Raw genomic sequence first — 15,601 nt, 5'->3', positions numbered from 1 at the left:
TTGTGTATGTCAGTGGCTATTTGCCAGGCAACCAGCTTATCAGTGTTTCTTTACAATCAACCCACGTGCCCTCGGGGTATATTCAACGCATGTTCAAAAAAATTCGCGGCATGTTCTCCAGTGACCTGTCCATCGACCTGGGAACCGCCAATACTCTGATTTACGTTCGCGAGCGGGGCATTGTACTGGATGAGCCGTCCGTTGTTGCCATTCGCACCCACGGCAACCAGAAAAGTGTGGTCGCGGTAGGTACCGAGGCCAAGCGCATGCTCGGCCGTACCCCCGGCAACATCCAGGCGATCCGCCCGATGAAGGATGGCGTCATCGCTGACTTCAGCGTGTGTGAAAAGATGTTGCAGTACTTCATCAACAAGGTTCACGAGAACAGCTTCATCCAGCCCAGCCCGCGGGTACTGATCTGCGTGCCGTGCAAGTCCACCCAGGTTGAGCGTCGTGCCATCCGCGAGTCGGCACTGGGCGCCGGTGCCCGTGAAGTATACCTTATCGAGGAGCCGATGGCCGCGGCCATCGGCGCCGGTCTGCCGGTCGAGGAGGCCCACGGCTCCATGGTCGTGGATATTGGCGGTGGCACCACCGAAATCGCCCTGATCTCGCTCAACGGCGTGGTCTATGCCGAATCGGTCCGGGTCGGTGGCGACCGTTTCGACGAGGCCATCATCACCTACGTGCGGCGCAACTACGGCAGCCTGATCGGTGAATCCACCGCCGAGCGCATCAAGCAGGAAATCGGCGTGGCCTTCCCCGGTGGCGAAGTGCTGGAGGTCGACGTACGCGGGCGCAACCTGGCCGAGGGCGTGCCGCGGGCGTTCACCCTGAACTCCAACGAGGTACTGGAAGCCCTGCAGGAATCGCTGGCGACCATCGTCCAGGCAGTCAAGAGCGCGCTGGAGCAATCGCCACCGGAACTGGCCTCGGATATCGCCGAGCGCGGTCTGATCCTCACCGGTGGTGGGGCATTGCTGCGTGATCTGGACAAGCTGCTGGCCCAGGAAACCGGCCTGCCGGTGATCGTCGCCGAGGAGCCGCTGACCTGCGTGGCCCGTGGCGGTGGCCGGGCGCTGGAGATGATGGACCAGCATGCCATGGACCTGCTGTCCACCGAGTAATTGGGGTGTTAGGGCCCGGTGCACTGCAGGCCGGGCTGGCCGCCACGGTCTGATCCTGCTGTTGCAAGGAGCCCATCATTAAACCGCTTTTCATCAAGGGGCCGTCGCTCGGGGTCCGCTTTCTGGCGCTGACGGTACTTTCGATTGTACTGATGGTGGTGGACGCCCGTTTCGCCGCCCTCAAGCCCCTGCGCTCGCAGCTGGGCATGCTGCTGACGCCACTGTACTACGTGGCCGAGCTGCCGGTACGGGCCTGGGACACGGTCTACCTGCAATTGACCAGCCGCGCCGACCTGATCGCCGAGAACGAAAGCCTGCGCGCCGAGGCACTGCTGACCAAGCGCAAGCTGCAGAAACTGGCGGCGCTGACCGAGCAGAACGTGCGCCTGCGCGAGCTGCTCAATTCCTCCGAACTGCTGGATGAACGGGTGCTGGTCGCCGAGCTGATCGGTGTCGACCCCAATGCCTTTACCCAGCGCATCCTGATCAACCGCGGTGAGCGTGACGGCGTGTTCCTCGGTCAGCCGGTGCTGGACGCCACCGGGCTGATGGGGCAGGTGGTCGAGGTGTTGCCATTCAGCGCTCGGGTGCTGTTGATCACCGACGTTTCCCACAGCCTGCCGGTGCAGGTCAATCGCAACGGCCTGCGCGCCATCGCCACCGGTACCGGCAACAGCGACTGGCTGGAACTGCGGCATGTCAGCGACACTGCCGATATCCGGGTCGATGACATCGTCGTCAGCTCGGGGTTGGGGCAACGTTTCCCGGCCGGCTATCCGGTGGGCCGCGTTACCCATGTCAATCGCGACTCCTCGCAGCCGTTCGCCGAGGTCCGGGTCGCGCCCACCGCGCAGCTCAACCGCAGTCGTTACCTGTTGCTGGTGTTCAGTCCCGAGAGCGGCTACGGCGATGTCCTGCCGGCGCTGAGCCTGGAGGCCGATGAAGACGCGCTGCCCGACACCGGGACGATAACCGAGCCTGACGCCGCGGCACCACAGACCGAGGGGGAGCAGAGCGATGCGCAGTAGCCTGATCGTGGGACTGACCTTCGTCGCGGCGCTGGTGCTCAGCGTGGTGCCCATGCCCGCGCCCTTCGATGCTGGCCGGCCGATGTGGCTGGCCATGGTGGTGGCCTACTGGGTGATGGCGCTGCCGCACCGCGTCGGCCTGCTCACCGCCTGGGTAGCCGGGCTGGCCACCGATGTGCTGTTCGGCGAGCTGTTCGGGCAGAACGCCCTGGTACTGGTGCTGGTGGCCTGGCTGATCCTGCTGCTGTACCAGCGTATCCGCCGCTTTCCGCTGTGGCAGCAGAGCCTGGTGATGCTGCCGGTACTGGGCATCGCGCAGATGGTCGCCCTGTGGCTCAGCAGCCTGGCTGGCAACCGCCCGCCGACCCTGCTGTATCTGTTGCCGGCGGTGATCAGTGCGGTGCTCTGGCCGTGGGTATTCTCGGTGCTGCGCGGCATACGGCGGCGTTTCCATGTGCTCTGAACGGGTTCTCTATCTGGCCTCGGCGTCACCGCGCCGCCGCGAACTGCTGGAGCAGATTGGCGTGCCGGTGCGCGTTGTGGCCTGCGCGGTGGACGAACAGATACTGGCCGGGGAAACGGCCCTGGACTATGTGCAGCGGGTTACCCGCGACAAGGTAAAGGCCGGCGTGCGTCAGGCACCGGAGGGTGCCGTGGTGCTGGCCGCCGATACCGCGGTGGTGCTGGATGAACGGATCCTCGGCAAACCGGCCGGTCGCGAGCAGGGCCTGGCCATGCTGCGGGCATTGTCGGGGCGGGAGCACAGCGTGATTACCGCGGTGGCGGTGGCCCGGGGCAATGAAGTGCGCCTGCAGGCGGTAACCACCCAGGTGCGCTTCCGTCCGCTGGGCGAGGCCGAGATGATTGCCTATTGGGGCACCGGCGAGCCGGTGGACAAGGCTGGAGGCTACGGTATTCAAGGCCTGGGCGCGGTGTTTGTCGCACACATTGCCGGTAGTTACAGCGCGGTGGTGGGTCTGCCGCTGATGGAAACCGCCGGACTGCTCGCCGAATTCGCCATTCCTTGCTGGCAACCGCGCTGACAGGGAGCCAGCGGACCGGTATTCTGACGGTCTATACAAGGGAAAAGGGGGCTCCATGAGCGAAGAAATCCTGATCAACATCACGCCAATGGAGACCCGGGTCGCGCTGGTGGAAAACGGCATGCTCCAGGAAGTGCACATCGAGCGCACCCTGCGTCGCGGCATTGTCGGCAATATCTACAAGGGCAAGGTGGTGCGGGTACTACCCGGCATGCAGGCGGCCTTCGTCGATATCGGCCTGGAGCGGGCGGCGTTCATCCACGCCTCGGAGATTTCCGAGCGCGAAGGCGCGGCGGTCGAGCCGATCAGCGCCCTGGTGCATGAAGGCAAGGCATTGGTGGTACAGGTGACCAAGGACCCGATCGGCACCAAGGGCGCCCGCCTGACCACCCATCTGTCGGTGCCGTCGCGCTATCTGGTCTACATGCCACGCACCCCGCATGTGGGCATTTCCCTGAAGATCGAGGATGAAACCGAGCGTGACCGTCTGCGCGATATCGTCGCCCGCTGCGTCGAGCAGGAAGGTATCGAGGAGCGCGGCGGCTTCATCCTGCGGACCGCCGCTGAGGCTGCCCGGGAGGAGGATATCCTGGTGGATATCCGCTATGTACGGCGCCTGTGGCAGCAGATATCCCAGCAGATGAACACCGCACCGGCGCCCTCGGTGCTCTACGAAGATTTGCCGCTGGCGCTGCGTACCCTGCGTGATCTGGCCAACCCGCGCATCGAGAAGATCCGTATCGACTCGCGGGAGACCTTCCAGAAGGTCGAGCAGTTCGTGCAGGAGCTGATGCCGGGGGTGGAGGACATGCTCGAGCATTACCCGGGCGAGCGCCCGGTGTTCGATCTGTATGGCATCGAGGATGAAATCCAGAAGGCCATGGAACGCAAGGTGATGCTCAAGTCCGGCGGCTATCTGGTGATCGACCAGACCGAGGCGATGACCACCATCGACGTCAACACCGGTGCCTTCGTCGGTCATCGCAACCTGGAAGAGACCATCTTCAAGACCAACCTTGAGGCGGCCACCTCGATTGCCCGACAACTGCGCCTGCGCAACCTGGGCGGCATCATCATCATCGACTTCATCGACATGGAGGATGAGGAACATCGCCGCCAGGTGCTGCGCACGCTGGAGCGGCAGCTGGAGCGTGATCACGCCAAGACCAACATCATCGGCATCACCGAACTGGGGCTGGTGCAGATGACCCGCAAGCGTACCCGCGAGAGCCTCGAGCAGATTCTCTGCGAACCCTGCCCGTGCTGTTCCGGACGTGGTATCCAGAAGACCGCCGAAAGCGTGTGCTACGAGATTTTCCGCGAGATCCTGCGTGAAGCCCGGGCCTACCAGGCCGGTGGCTACATGGTACTGGCCTCGCAGGCGGTGATCGACCGGCTGCTCGACGAAGAGTCGGGCAACGTGGCCGATCTGGAAATGTTCATTGAACGGCCGATCAAGTTCCAGGTAGAAACCATGTATACCCAGGAACAATACGATGTGGTGTTGATGTAACGCCACGCCCCGCAGGGGAGATGACCCGGAGTGACTGATTTCCCATGAGCTGGCAACGCTGGTTGCGGCGTTTTCTCGATGGCCTGATCCTGCTGCTGGTCGGCTGGCTGCTGCTGGCCGCGGCCTACGTCAGTCTCGGCCGTCAGTTCGTGCCGGCGGTGGCCGACTACCAGGCCGAACTGGTTGCCTGGGTCGAGCGCGAGACCGGTCGTGCCATCGAGCTGCACAGCCTGCAGGGCGAGATGCAGGGCGCACAGCCGGTGCTGACCCTGCGGGGCCTGCGCGTTCACGAGGCGGCGGACCCCGACAGCCCGGTGCTGCTCGACCTGGAGCATGTCACGGCGCGGGTCGATGTATTTTCCAGCCTGTGGCACCGCCAGCCGGTGATGGATGCGCTGCAGCTGGAAGGGTTGTCGCTGGAAGTGATCGAGGATGCAGAGGGCAACTGGCAACTGAGCGGCCTGGGCCAGAGCACGCCCGAGGTCAATGGCCTGGACCGGGCTCTGCAGCGGCTGTTCGAGCAGCGCCGCATCACCCTGCTGGACACCAGCATCCGCATCAGCCCCTGGGCACAGCCCGACTGGGTATTCAGCGATGGCGACCTGACCCTGCTGAACCGTGGCGAGCGCCATCGGCTGGATGCACGCATGCGCTTGCCGGACGAGCAACTGGTCAGCCTGCAGCTCGATGGCTCGTTGCCCGATCGGGACTGGCGCCAGGCCGACATGGACTTTTTCGCCGACTTGCCGGCCAGCGACTGGAGTCAGTGGCTGCCTGCCGAACTGCTGCAGCGTGCCCGCATCCAGCGGATGGTCGCTGGCGGCCAGGTATGGGGGCATTGGCAACAGACCCGGTTGCAGCAGCTCAGCGGCCATTTGGCGGCACCGGTAGTCGAACTTGACCTGCTGCGCGCTGCTCCTGGAGTGCAGGACCTGCAACTGCAGTTCGACCTGCGGCTCGAGGATGACCAGCAGCGCCTGGATATCGAGCAGTTGAGCCTGCGCCTGGGTGAGGATGCATGGCCGGCGACCCGCCTGCAGCTGACCCGCAGCCCCGGCGATGGCCAGTGGCAGGCACGGGCGGATCAGTTACCGCTGGGGTTGCTCGGTGCATGGCTGCCGGGTGTGCTCCCCGATGAAGACGATGCCGAGATTCTCACCACCCTGGCGCCGCAGGGTACGCTGCGGGATGTGCAGGTGAGCGGCGGCGGCCTGGCCGCATTCGCTGACTGGTCGTTGCTGGCGCGCCTGGACCGGGTCAGTGTCGAGGCCTGGGAAGGGGTGCCGGCATTCGCCGGTATCAGTGGTGTGGTCTCGGGCACACCCAGTGCCGGTGAATTGCGGGTCGACACCCGCGACTGGAGCATGCACCTGCCCCAGCTGTTTCCCAATCGCTGGCAGTATGATGCACTGGTCGGGGCGATGGATTGGCGCTGGTCCGAGCAGCAGGGGCTGCATCTGGCGGTGCCTGGGGCGGCGGTACGCGGCAGCGAAGGCGCCGCCTCGGCGACCCTGCAACTGCACGTGCCACCGCCGGGCGGGACGCCGACCATGGACCTGCGGGTGGCCCTGCGTGACAGCCGCGCCGAATTTCACGCCAACTACCTGCCGACGCTGTCCCCGGCGATGGAGCCGGCGTTGATCGAATGGTTGCAGGACTCCCAGCTCAGTGGTGCGGTACCACTGGCGATCTTTGCCTATCAGGGCTCGTTGCTGCACACGGCGACCAGCGAGGAACGGCTGATCAGCCTGTTCGGTCGCCTGGAGCAGGGCAGCCTGAATTTCCAGCCCGGTTGGCCGGCGCTGGAGGAGGTCAGTGGTTCGCTGTATCTGCATAACGCCGACCTGGATATCAACCAGGCGCAGGCCCGGCTGCTGCAGACGCAACTGGATGACGTCCGTGTCACCCTCGGGCGCCTGGCCGATCATGCCCTGGAGCTGCAGGTCGGCGGCAATCTCAGCGGGCCCCTGGGCGATGGGCTGCAGGTGATGCAGGGCACTCCGCTGGCACGGCTGACCGGTGATCCGCTGCATGGCTGGAGCGGCAGCGGGCAACTGCAGGGTGACCTGCAACTGGGTATCCCGCTGGGCGGCGAGCACCAGCCGCAGGTGCATCTGCGATTGCAGGCGCGTGCCGACCGGCTGGATATTCCCCAACTGCAGGCGCCGCTGCGTGAGGTCGATGGCCTGTTCGACTATGACCATGGCAAGGGGCTGACCAGTGAAGCGATCAAGCTGCATTTTCTCGAGCAGCCGGTCACTGCACGCATCGACCTGCAGGGGGGCAACCAGCGCCTGCGCCTGAGTGGCACCCACGGGGTAGACAACCTGCGCAGCTGGCCGCTGCTGGCGGCGTTGCCGGCACAGCTGGCACAGGGCAGCGCCAGCTGGAATGCCGAACTGCTACTGGGCGATGACCTGCGCCGCCTGAACCTCAACAGTGACCTGCGCGGCATCCAGTTGAGTCTGCCCGGTGCGCTGGCCAAGGCGCAGGATGCCAGCCTGCCCAGCCGCCTGCAGCTGGACATGGGCGAGACCTCACGCTGGCAATTCCAGCTTGGCGACGACCTGCGCGGCCTGTTGCTGCAGCGGGACGATGCGCTGTCCGGTGATATCCGCTATCGCCAGGGGCTGGCCCAGCAGCCGCCCGGCAGCGGCATCGATATCACTGCCCGCTTCGACGAGTTCGACTGGCAGGACTGGCAGCAGTGGTTCGCCTCCGGGGGGCTGCCGTCAGAGACATTGACCGGCACCTCCGCCGCTTCGGGGCAGGCGCCGGTCCGGTTATTGAACAGGGTACAGGTGCAGGCCGGGCACTTTACCGGCTTCGGCCTGGACCTGCGTGACCTGAGCGTCAGCGCGCGGCCGGTCGCCGCCGGCTGGGAACTGACCTCGGCGCACCCGGACCTGCAAGGCCGCATCCATCTGCCAGCCATGCATGATGCGCCCATCATCCTTGACCTGCAGCGCCTGGGCTTTCCCCGCAGCGCCGAACTGCCCACGGACACTGATGGCCTGATCGAGCCGCTGGTACCGGAGGATCCGCTCCGGCAGCTCGATCCGGCCACTCTCCCGGCGATGCAGGTGAATATCGAGCAGTTGTACTGGGGTGAGGATCTGGTCGGTGCTACCCGCTTCAATCTGCAGCCGGGTTCAGCGGGTCTGGATATCCAGGATATCGACCTGTCCCTGCGTGGCGGTCTGCAACTGAACGGGCGCATGCACTGGGATGCCGAGCGCACCCGCTTCGATGGCAATCTGGCTGCCGCGGATATCGGCCAGGTGCTGCGCGCCTGGCGTTATGCGCCGACGGTGACCAGTAAATCCTTCCAGGCGCAACTCGGTCTGGACTGGCCCGGCTCGCCGGCCTGGTTCGCCCTGAAACGCAGTTCCGGCTCGCTGGCGGTGCAGGCCGAAGACGGCATGCTGCAAAGTGGTGAAAGCGGGGCCGAGGCGCTGCGTGTATTCGGCCTGTTGAATTTCAATACCCTGACCCGGCGCCTGCGGCTGGATTTCTCGGATCTGTTCGGCAAGGGCACCGCCTATGATACCTTCAGTGGAGAGGTGGCCATGACCAACGGGTTGATGCACACCATGACCCCGCTGGTGATGGATGGGCCCAGTGCCAAGCTGCAGCTCGACGGCACCCTGGACCTGCCCGCCGACCGTGTCGACATGGGCCTGCTGGTGACCCTGCCGGTAACCAACAACCTGCCGCTGGCGGCGATCATTGCCGGGGCGCCGCACATTGGCGGGGTACTGTTCCTGGTCGACCGCATTCTCGGCGACCGCGTCGCGCGCTTCGCCTCGGTCAAGTACCGCATCAGCGGCGACTGGAAACAACCGTCGGTCGAGTTCGACCGGGCGTTCGATGACAAAGCCGCACTGGAGGATTGAAATGTCGCAGGTTGCCGCCATACAGATGATCAGTGGCGCGGATGTGCAGGCCAACCTGGATACCGCCGCCAGACTGATTGCCGAAGCCGCCGCGCAGGGTGCGCAACTGGCGTTGCTGCCCGAATGCTTCGCTGCCTTCGGTAACCGCGCCTTGCAGGAGATCGGCGCCGCCGAGTATGACGGCAGCGGACCGATTCGCCGGTTTCTCGCCGAGCAGGCCCGCCAGTACGGCATCTGGCTGGTCGCTGGCAGCATTCCGCTGCCGGCACAGGCCGCTGGCAAGGCGATGGCCTGCTGCCTGGTGCTGGATGCCCAGGGCAACGAGGTGGCGCGCTATGACAAGCTGCACCTGTTCGATGTCGAGGTGGCGGACAATCAGCGCAGTTATCGGGAGTCGAAGGACTACGGTTATGGCGATCGTTTTGTCTGTATCGATACCCCGGTGGGCCGGTTGGGGCTGAGCATCTGTTACGATGTACGCTTTGCCGAACTGTACCAGGCGCTGCGTCGCGACGGTGCCGAGCTGATCGTGGTGCCCTCGGCGTTTACCGCGGTGACCGGTGCCGCCCACTGGGACGTGTTGCTGCGGGCCCGGGCGATCGAAACCCAGTGCTACATCCTCGCGGCAAACCAGGGTGGCCGGCATGCCAATGGCCGCGAAACCTTCGGTCACAGCTGCCTGATCGATCCGTGGGGCGAGATCACCGCCTGCCTGCCGCAGGGCGAAGGCGTCATCTGCGGCGAGATCGATCTGCAGCATCTGAATTCCATTCGCGGGCGCATGCCGGTTGCCGCGCATTGCCGCTTCGTGCCGGTCGACGATATCGTCCCGGCCACCAGGGAGTCTTGAGTTTATGAGTAATCTGCTGACCCAGGTTGAAAGCCGCTTGCTGCTGCCGGCCGAGTTGGGCGCCGACAGTATCGCCAGCGTGCTGGGGCAACTGGTTTCCGCCCCCGGCGTCGATGCCGCGGACCTGTATTTCCAGCACCAGATCAGCGAGTCCTGGGTGCTGGAGGACGGCATCGTCAAGGACGGCAGCTTCAATGTCGATCATGGTGTCGGCGTGCGCGCCCAGTCCGGGGAAAAGACCGGCTTCGCCTACAGCAACGACCTGCGCCTGAACGCGCTGAACCAGGCCGCTGGCGCTGCGCGCTCGATCGCCCGCAGCGGCCAGCAGGGCGCAGTCCAGGCCTGGCAGCGTAGCGACAACGCGCCGCTGTACGCCGCGGACAACCCGCTGGACAGCATGGCCCAGGCCGACAAGGTGAGTTTTCTGCAACGCCTGGACGCCTACACCCGCAGCCTCGATCCGCGCATCACGCAGGTCTCCATCAGCCTCGGCGGTGTGCACGACACCATATTGGTCGCAGCCAGTGACGGCACCTGGGCCGGGGATATCCGTCCGCTGGTGCGTCTGAACGTGAGTGTCATCATCGAGCACAACGGGCGCCGCGAACGCGGCAGCTTCGGTGGTGGCGGGCGTACCGACTACCGCTTCTTCGAGGCCGAGGAACGGGCCATGGCCTACGCCCGCGAGGCGGTACGCCAGGCTATCGTCAACCTCGATGCCATCGCCGCACCCGCCGGCAGTATGCCGGTGGTGATGGGCCCGGGCTGGTCGGGAGTGTTGCTGCACGAAGCCGTCGGCCACGGCCTGGAGGGCGACTTCAACCGCAAGGGCAGTTCGGCCTACAGCGGGCGGGTGGGCGAGAAGGTTGCCTCCAGCCTGTGCACCATCGTCGATGACGGCACCCTGCCGGGCCGCCGTGGTTCGCTGAGCGTGGATGACGAAGGCAACCCCACCAACTGCACCATGCTGATCGAGAATGGCATCCTCAAGGGCTACATCCAGGACAAGCTCAACGCCCGGCTGATGGGTGTGGCGCCTACCGGCAACGGCCGCCGCGAGTCCTACGCGCACCTGCCCATGCCGCGCATGACCAACACCTACATGCTGGCCGGCGAAAGCGATCCGGAAGATATCATCAAGTCGGTGAAGAAGGGCATCTACTGCGCCAACCTCGGTGGTGGTCAGGTGGATATCACCAGCGGCAAGTTCGTGTTCTCCACCAGCGAGGCCTATCTCATCGAAGATGGCAAGATCACCGCCCCGGTAAAAGGCGCCACGCTGATCGGCAACGGCCCGGAGGTGATGAATCGCGTCTCCATGGTCGGTCATGATCTGCAGCTGGACAGCGGCGTGGGTACCTGCGGCAAGGATGGTCAATCAGTGCCGGTGGGCGTGGGGCAGCCGACCCTGAAGATCGATCAGATCACTGTGGGTGGTACCGGGGCGTAAGAGGCGGGTTATCAAGGGCGCCGGTGAGGCGACAGGCCATGGACTGGACAACTTGCGGGGAGGCTGAGTATCACCTCAGCGCAGGATACAGATCGGTCCATTCGGGATTGTGCTGGATGATCAATGCGATCTTTTTCTGCCTGCTGCCGGCCTTCAGCTGCTTTTCCCGTAGAATCGCGGCTTCCATCGACTCATGGGGCTCGAACCAAACCAGACGGTCGACCCCATATCGGGCGGTGAAACCGGATAATACCTTCTCCCTGTGTTGCCATATCCGCCCCGGCAGGTTTGAGGTCACTCCAACATACAGCGTACCGTTCTTCTTGCTGGCGAGAATATAAACGCAAGGCATTCTGTTCATGGGCTTGGGGCTTTCGAGATGAAAAGCAGAACCTATCCTGTACGAGCATGGGATTGCCGGAATCAGCTCACAAATATTGAACAGGATGGTTAATCAGAACAGTACTCTGTGTGCTGTTGCCTCTGGATTGCCGCCCTTCGGGCTCGCCGTTCCCCACCGTCATTGCGAACCGCAGGTGAAGCAATCCATGCGGAGTACCAGTGCATGTGGCGAGTCCCCTGGATTGCCGCGCCCCTGCGTGGCTCGCAATGACGTATGGCCTTGGGCACTGGCTCCTGGCCCGGTCGACAGGATTCGCCGTCCCCCGCCGTCATTGCGAACCGCAGGTGAAGCAATCCATGGGGAGTACCAGTGTATGTGGCGAGTCCGCTGGATTGCCGCGCCCCTGCGTGGCTCGCAATGACGTATGGCCTTGGGCACCGGCTCCTGGCCCGGTCGACAGGATTCGCCGTTCCCCGCCGTCATTGCAAGCCGCAGGTGAAGCAATCCATGCGGAGTACCAGAGTATGTGGCGGGTCCGCTGGATTGCCGCGCCCCTGCGTGGCTCGCAATGACGTATGGCCTTGGGCACCGGCTCCTCCCCGCCGTCATTGCGAGCCGCAGGTGAAGCAATCCATGGGGAGTACCAGTGTATGTGGCGAGTCCGCTGGATTGCCGCGCTCCTGTATGGCTTGTCGTGCTCAATGTTCAGAGCCCTTCGAACCTTCCCGCCAGCCGATTCTTGGTCACCTGATCCGCCGCAAACACCTTGCCGCTCATGGCGATATATACGCCCGGCTGGCAGACATTCAGCGCGCCGATGGCCAAGCCCAGGTTGAACAGCGCATCCGAATCACGAAAGCGCGCCGGTTGCATGGCGCCGGTCAACACGATCACCTTGTTGTCGATATCGGCCAATGCTGCAGCGGTCACCGTCATGGTGTCGGTGCCATGGGTGATGAGGATATGCTCGGCGGGGCAGGCGGCGACCTTGGCGTGGATCAGTTCGCGGTCGGTGTCATTCAATTCCAGACTGTCCTTTTTTACCAGCGACTCGATGGCATAATCGAAACCGACCCGCGCCTGTTCCAGCAACTCGCCGGCCATGGGCTCGTCGATCTGGTACTCGCTGAGTGCGTCGAAATACACCTTGTCGATGGTGCCGCCGGTGCTGAAGATCTGTACGAACATGACTTTCTCCCAGGATGATTGCCCCAAGTATGCCGTCTGATACCGACGAACACAGCCCCGACACCGCCACGCCAGTGAAAACCTGGTGGGTGTACATGGTGCGTGCCGAGAACGGCCATCTGTATACCGGCATCAGCACCGATCCCGAGCGCCGCTTCCAGGAACATGTCAGCGGGAAGCGGGGAGCGCGTTTCTTCAATCGCAGCCCGGCGCGGGCGCTGGTCTGGCAGCAGAGTTGCGTCGATCATTCTGATGCCTTGCGGCGGGAAATTGCGCTGAAACGGCTGGCGAAGAAAACCAAGGAAGCACTGATCAGGGGGGATTATCCCCTGCCAGAGCGGGAGGGGACGACCTGACCGCGGCTTCCTCATCATTCCCTTTGATCTGGACCCCCAGCGGTGCAGAATCGAGCGTCAGCAGCTAAGCTGAATCCACTTCGAGTATTGATCTGAGGTTGTCATGAACGAGCTGATCCTGCACCACTATCCGCAATCGCCCTTCGCCGAGAAAGCCCGCCTGATGCTGGGAGTCAAGGGGCTGTCCTGGCATTCGGTGCTGATTCCGCCGGTCATGCCCAAGCCGGATCTCACTGCCCTGACCGGTGGCTATCGGCGCACTCCGGTGCTGCAGATAGGGGCGGATATCTACTGTGATACGGCATTGATCGCCCGCCGTCTGGAGCGCGAGAAGGCGGTGCCTGCGCTGTTCCCCGAGGGGCAGGAGGCGGTGGCGGCGGCACTGGCGCAGTTTGGGGATCAGGTGCTGTTCCAGAATTCGATTGCCATCAACTTCCAGCCGCATGCGCTGGAGGCACGCTTTACCGGCCTGCCCCAGGAGGTGGTCAAGGGGTTTGTCGCTGACCGCAAGGCACTGTTCGACAATGGGTCGGCCAGCCGCCCCGAGCCCGACGTGGCCTTGGCCCAATGGCCGGTGCTGATGAGTCGGCTGGAGATGCAGCTCGATCGCAACGGCGAGTATCTGCTGGGTGATGAGCCCAGCATTGCCGATCTGGCCTGGTATCACCCGTTGTGGTTCATGGCGGCCAATGCGGCGGTGTCGATTCTGCTGGACGACTATCCGAATATTCGTGCGTGGATGGCGCGGATCAATGATTTCGGTGCCGGGGCGCCGGTGAAGATGAGCGCGGAGGAGGCCATCCGCATCGCCCGCGATGCCACCCCGGAGGAGCTGCCCGAACACGGTTTCGTCAGCACCCGTGGGTTCACCCTGGGTGAGGAAGTGACCGTCCAGGCGGTGGATTACGGCTGCGATCCGGTCGCCGGCAGGCTGGTCCACGAGGAGCTGGATGAAATCGTCATTGCCCGGGAGGACGAGCGTGCCGGTCTGGTGCACGTGCATTTCCCGCGGCTGGGCTACCGGGTCGACGCGGCCTGATGTCGGCTCTGACAGAGGGCGTGGATGCGGTGATCCGCGTCAGCGGTCTGAGCAAGACCTATGCCTCGGGATTCCGGGCGCTGCAGGCGGTCGATCTGCAGATCCGCCGGGGCGAGATCCTGGCGCTGCTCGGACCCAACGGCGCGGGCAAGACCACGCTGATCAGTATCATCTGCGGCATCGTCAATGCCAGTGGCGGCACGGTGACGGTGGATGGCTACGACATCGTGCGTGACTATCGCAAGGCACGCAGCCGCATCGGGCTGGTGCCGCAGGAGCTGACCAACAACCTGTTCGATACCGTCTGGGCGACGGTGAGCCTGAGTCGCGGCCTGTTCGGCAAGGCGCCGGATCGGGCCTACCTGGAACAGCTGCTGCGCGACCTGTCGCTATGGGATAAGCGCCACGAGAAGATGATGGCCCTGTCCGGTGGCATGAAGCGGCGGGTGTTGATCGCCAAGGCGTTGGCCCATGAGCCGCAGATCCTGTTTCTCGATGAGCCGACCGCCGGGGTCGATGTGGAACTGCGCCGGGACATGTGGAATATGGTGCGGGGCCTGCGCGAGCGCGGGGTGACCATCATCCTCACTACCCACTACATCGAGGAGGCCGAAGAGATGGCCGATCGCATCGGCGTGATCAACCGCGGCCAGTTGATCCTGGTGGAAGACAAGGCGGTGCTGATGCGCAAGCTGGGCAAGCGCCGTCTGACCATCCAGTTGCAGCAGCCGCTGGGCGAGCTGCCTGCAGCCCTGGATAGCCGGGCGCTGGAAGTCAGCGCGGACCGCTGCAGCCTGGTGTACAGCTTCGATGCCCAGGGTGAGCAGACCGGGGTGGCGGATCTGCTGCGTGCCCTGGCGCGCGAGGGCATCGAGTTCAAGGATGTGAATTCCAGCCAGAGCTCGCTGGAGGAGATCTTCGTCGGGCTGGTGCACGGCAGCAATCAGCAGCGGGAGCGCGCATGAATCTGCATGGTATGTGGGCGATCTACTATTCGGAGCTGTCGCGCATGTGGCGCACGCTGTTCCAGAGCATCGCCTCTCCGGTGATTTCCACCTCGTTGTATTTCATCGTGTTCGGCGCGGCGATCGGTGCACGCATGGAGCAGGTCGACGGCGTCAGTTACGGCGCCTTCATCATTCCCGGGCTGATCATGCTGATGCTGCTCAACGAGAGCATCGCCAATGCCTCCTTCGGCATCTACATGCCCAAGTTCACCGGGACCCTGTACGAGGTACTGTCCGCGCCGGTGTCGCCGATCGAGATCGTTGTTGGGTATGTTGGCGCCGCCGCCACCAAGTCGGTGCTGCTGGGGCTGCTGATCCTGCTCACCGCGCGGCTGTTCGTCAGCTACCAGATCGAGCACCCGCTGTGGATGCTGTCGTTCCTGGTCCTCACGGCGGTGACCTTCAGTCTGTTCGGCTTCATCATCGGCGTCTGGGCCGATGGCTTCGAGAAGTTGCAGATCATTCCGATGATGATAGTCACGCCGCTGGCCTTTCTCGGTGGCAGCTTCTACTCGATCAGCATGCTGCCACCGATGTGGCAGACCATTACCCTGTTCAATCCGGTGGTCTACCTGATCAGCGGCTTTCGCTGGAGCTTCTATGGGGTGGCCGATGTGCATATCGCCGTCAGCCTGGGCATGACCCTGGTGTTCCTGCTGGTCTGCCTGACGCTGGTGTGGTGGATCTTCCGTACCGGTTACAAGCTCAAGCCCTGACCTTCCGGGAAAAGGGTTGAACAGTCATCTGCCAGGCCGGTCTCT

Annotated in this window: 14 protein-coding genes; 12 read left to right on the top strand and 2 right to left on the bottom strand. The window is 64.0% G+C overall.

Annotated elements, in window-relative coordinates; translation table 11 throughout:
- Positions 1 to 89: 89 nt before the first annotated feature.
- The 8 genes from mreB (at position 90) to tldD (ending at position 10,907) form a co-directional block, all read left to right on the top strand.
- Positions 90 to 1,127 (top strand): rod shape-determining protein MreB, encoded by a 1,038-nt coding sequence (gene mreB / locus CQ007_RS13780; protein ID WP_105646410.1) that lies wholly within the window; start codon positions 90 to 92, stop codon positions 1,125 to 1,127.
- A gap of 92 nt (positions 1,128 to 1,219) precedes the next feature.
- A complete protein-coding gene (gene mreC / locus CQ007_RS13775) occupies positions 1,220 to 2,155 on the top strand; it encodes a rod shape-determining protein MreC (protein WP_105646409.1) in 936 nt (311 codons plus the stop codon).
- Positions 2,145 to 2,618 (top strand): rod shape-determining protein MreD, encoded by a 474-nt coding sequence (gene mreD / locus CQ007_RS13770; RefSeq protein WP_105646408.1) that lies wholly within the window; start codon positions 2,145 to 2,147, stop codon positions 2,616 to 2,618. Before mreC ends, mreD begins: the two co-directional genes overlap by 11 nt.
- Positions 2,608 to 3,198, top strand: a complete 591-nt coding sequence (locus tag CQ007_RS13765; RefSeq protein ID WP_105646407.1) for a nucleoside triphosphate pyrophosphatase — start codon at positions 2,608 to 2,610, stop codon at positions 3,196 to 3,198. Before mreD ends, CQ007_RS13765 begins: the two co-directional genes overlap by 11 nt.
- Before the next feature lie 55 nt (positions 3,199 to 3,253).
- The gene (rng, locus tag CQ007_RS13760) at positions 3,254 to 4,711 is read left to right on the top strand and encodes a ribonuclease G (RefSeq protein WP_105646406.1); all 1,458 of its coding nucleotides are present in this window, start codon (positions 3,254 to 3,256) and stop codon (positions 4,709 to 4,711) included.
- A 44-nt stretch (positions 4,712 to 4,755) separates the two neighbouring features.
- On the top strand, positions 4,756 to 8,607 hold the full coding sequence (locus CQ007_RS13755; protein WP_105646405.1) for a YhdP family protein: 3,852 nt from the start codon (positions 4,756 to 4,758) through the stop codon (positions 8,605 to 8,607).
- Position 8,608: 1 nt separating this feature from the next.
- The gene (locus CQ007_RS13750) at positions 8,609 to 9,457 is read left to right on the top strand and encodes a carbon-nitrogen hydrolase family protein (protein WP_105646404.1); all 849 of its coding nucleotides are present in this window, start codon (positions 8,609 to 8,611) and stop codon (positions 9,455 to 9,457) included.
- Between the two features lie 4 nt (positions 9,458 to 9,461).
- Positions 9,462 to 10,907 (top strand): metalloprotease TldD, encoded by a 1,446-nt coding sequence (gene tldD, locus CQ007_RS13745; protein ID WP_105646403.1) that lies wholly within the window; start codon positions 9,462 to 9,464, stop codon positions 10,905 to 10,907.
- 70 nt (positions 10,908 to 10,977) lie between these two features.
- On the opposite strand, the gene CQ007_RS13740 is transcribed toward tldD, so the two are convergent.
- Positions 10,978 to 11,268, bottom strand: a complete 291-nt coding sequence (locus CQ007_RS13740; protein WP_105646402.1) for a GIY-YIG nuclease family protein — start codon at positions 11,266 to 11,268, stop codon at positions 10,978 to 10,980.
- Positions 11,269 to 11,955: 687 nt separating this feature from the next.
- On the bottom strand, positions 11,956 to 12,438 hold the full coding sequence (locus CQ007_RS13735; protein ID WP_105646401.1) for an asparaginase domain-containing protein: 483 nt from the start codon (positions 12,436 to 12,438) through the stop codon (positions 11,956 to 11,958).
- 29 nt (positions 12,439 to 12,467) lie between these two features.
- Here CQ007_RS13735 and CQ007_RS13730 point away from each other — a divergent pair, with 29 nt between their 5' ends.
- From CQ007_RS13730 to CQ007_RS13715, 4 genes are all read left to right on the top strand, one after another.
- Positions 12,468 to 12,794, top strand: a complete 327-nt coding sequence (locus CQ007_RS13730; protein WP_105646400.1) for a GIY-YIG nuclease family protein — start codon at positions 12,468 to 12,470, stop codon at positions 12,792 to 12,794.
- 103 nt (positions 12,795 to 12,897) lie between these two features.
- Positions 12,898 to 13,833: a glutathione S-transferase family protein gene (locus tag CQ007_RS13725; RefSeq protein WP_105646399.1), complete on the top strand. Its 936-nt coding sequence runs from the start codon at positions 12,898 to 12,900 to the stop codon at positions 13,831 to 13,833.
- Positions 13,833 to 14,798, top strand: a complete 966-nt coding sequence (locus tag CQ007_RS13720) for an ABC transporter ATP-binding protein (protein ID WP_371919831.1) — start codon at positions 13,833 to 13,835, stop codon at positions 14,796 to 14,798. The genes CQ007_RS13725 and CQ007_RS13720 overlap by 1 nt, the downstream gene beginning before the upstream one ends.
- Positions 14,795 to 15,556: an ABC transporter permease gene (locus CQ007_RS13715; protein WP_105646398.1), complete on the top strand. Its 762-nt coding sequence runs from the start codon at positions 14,795 to 14,797 to the stop codon at positions 15,554 to 15,556. Before CQ007_RS13720 ends, CQ007_RS13715 begins: the two co-directional genes overlap by 4 nt.
- Positions 15,557 to 15,601 lie beyond the last annotated feature (45 nt).

This window comes from Pseudomonas sp. MYb185, from assembly GCF_002979975.1.
Taxonomy (GTDB): domain Bacteria; phylum Pseudomonadota; class Gammaproteobacteria; order Pseudomonadales; family Pseudomonadaceae; genus Halopseudomonas.
Note: the sequence above shows the minus strand (reverse complement) of the source record. Positions and strands in the feature narration are given on the sequence as shown.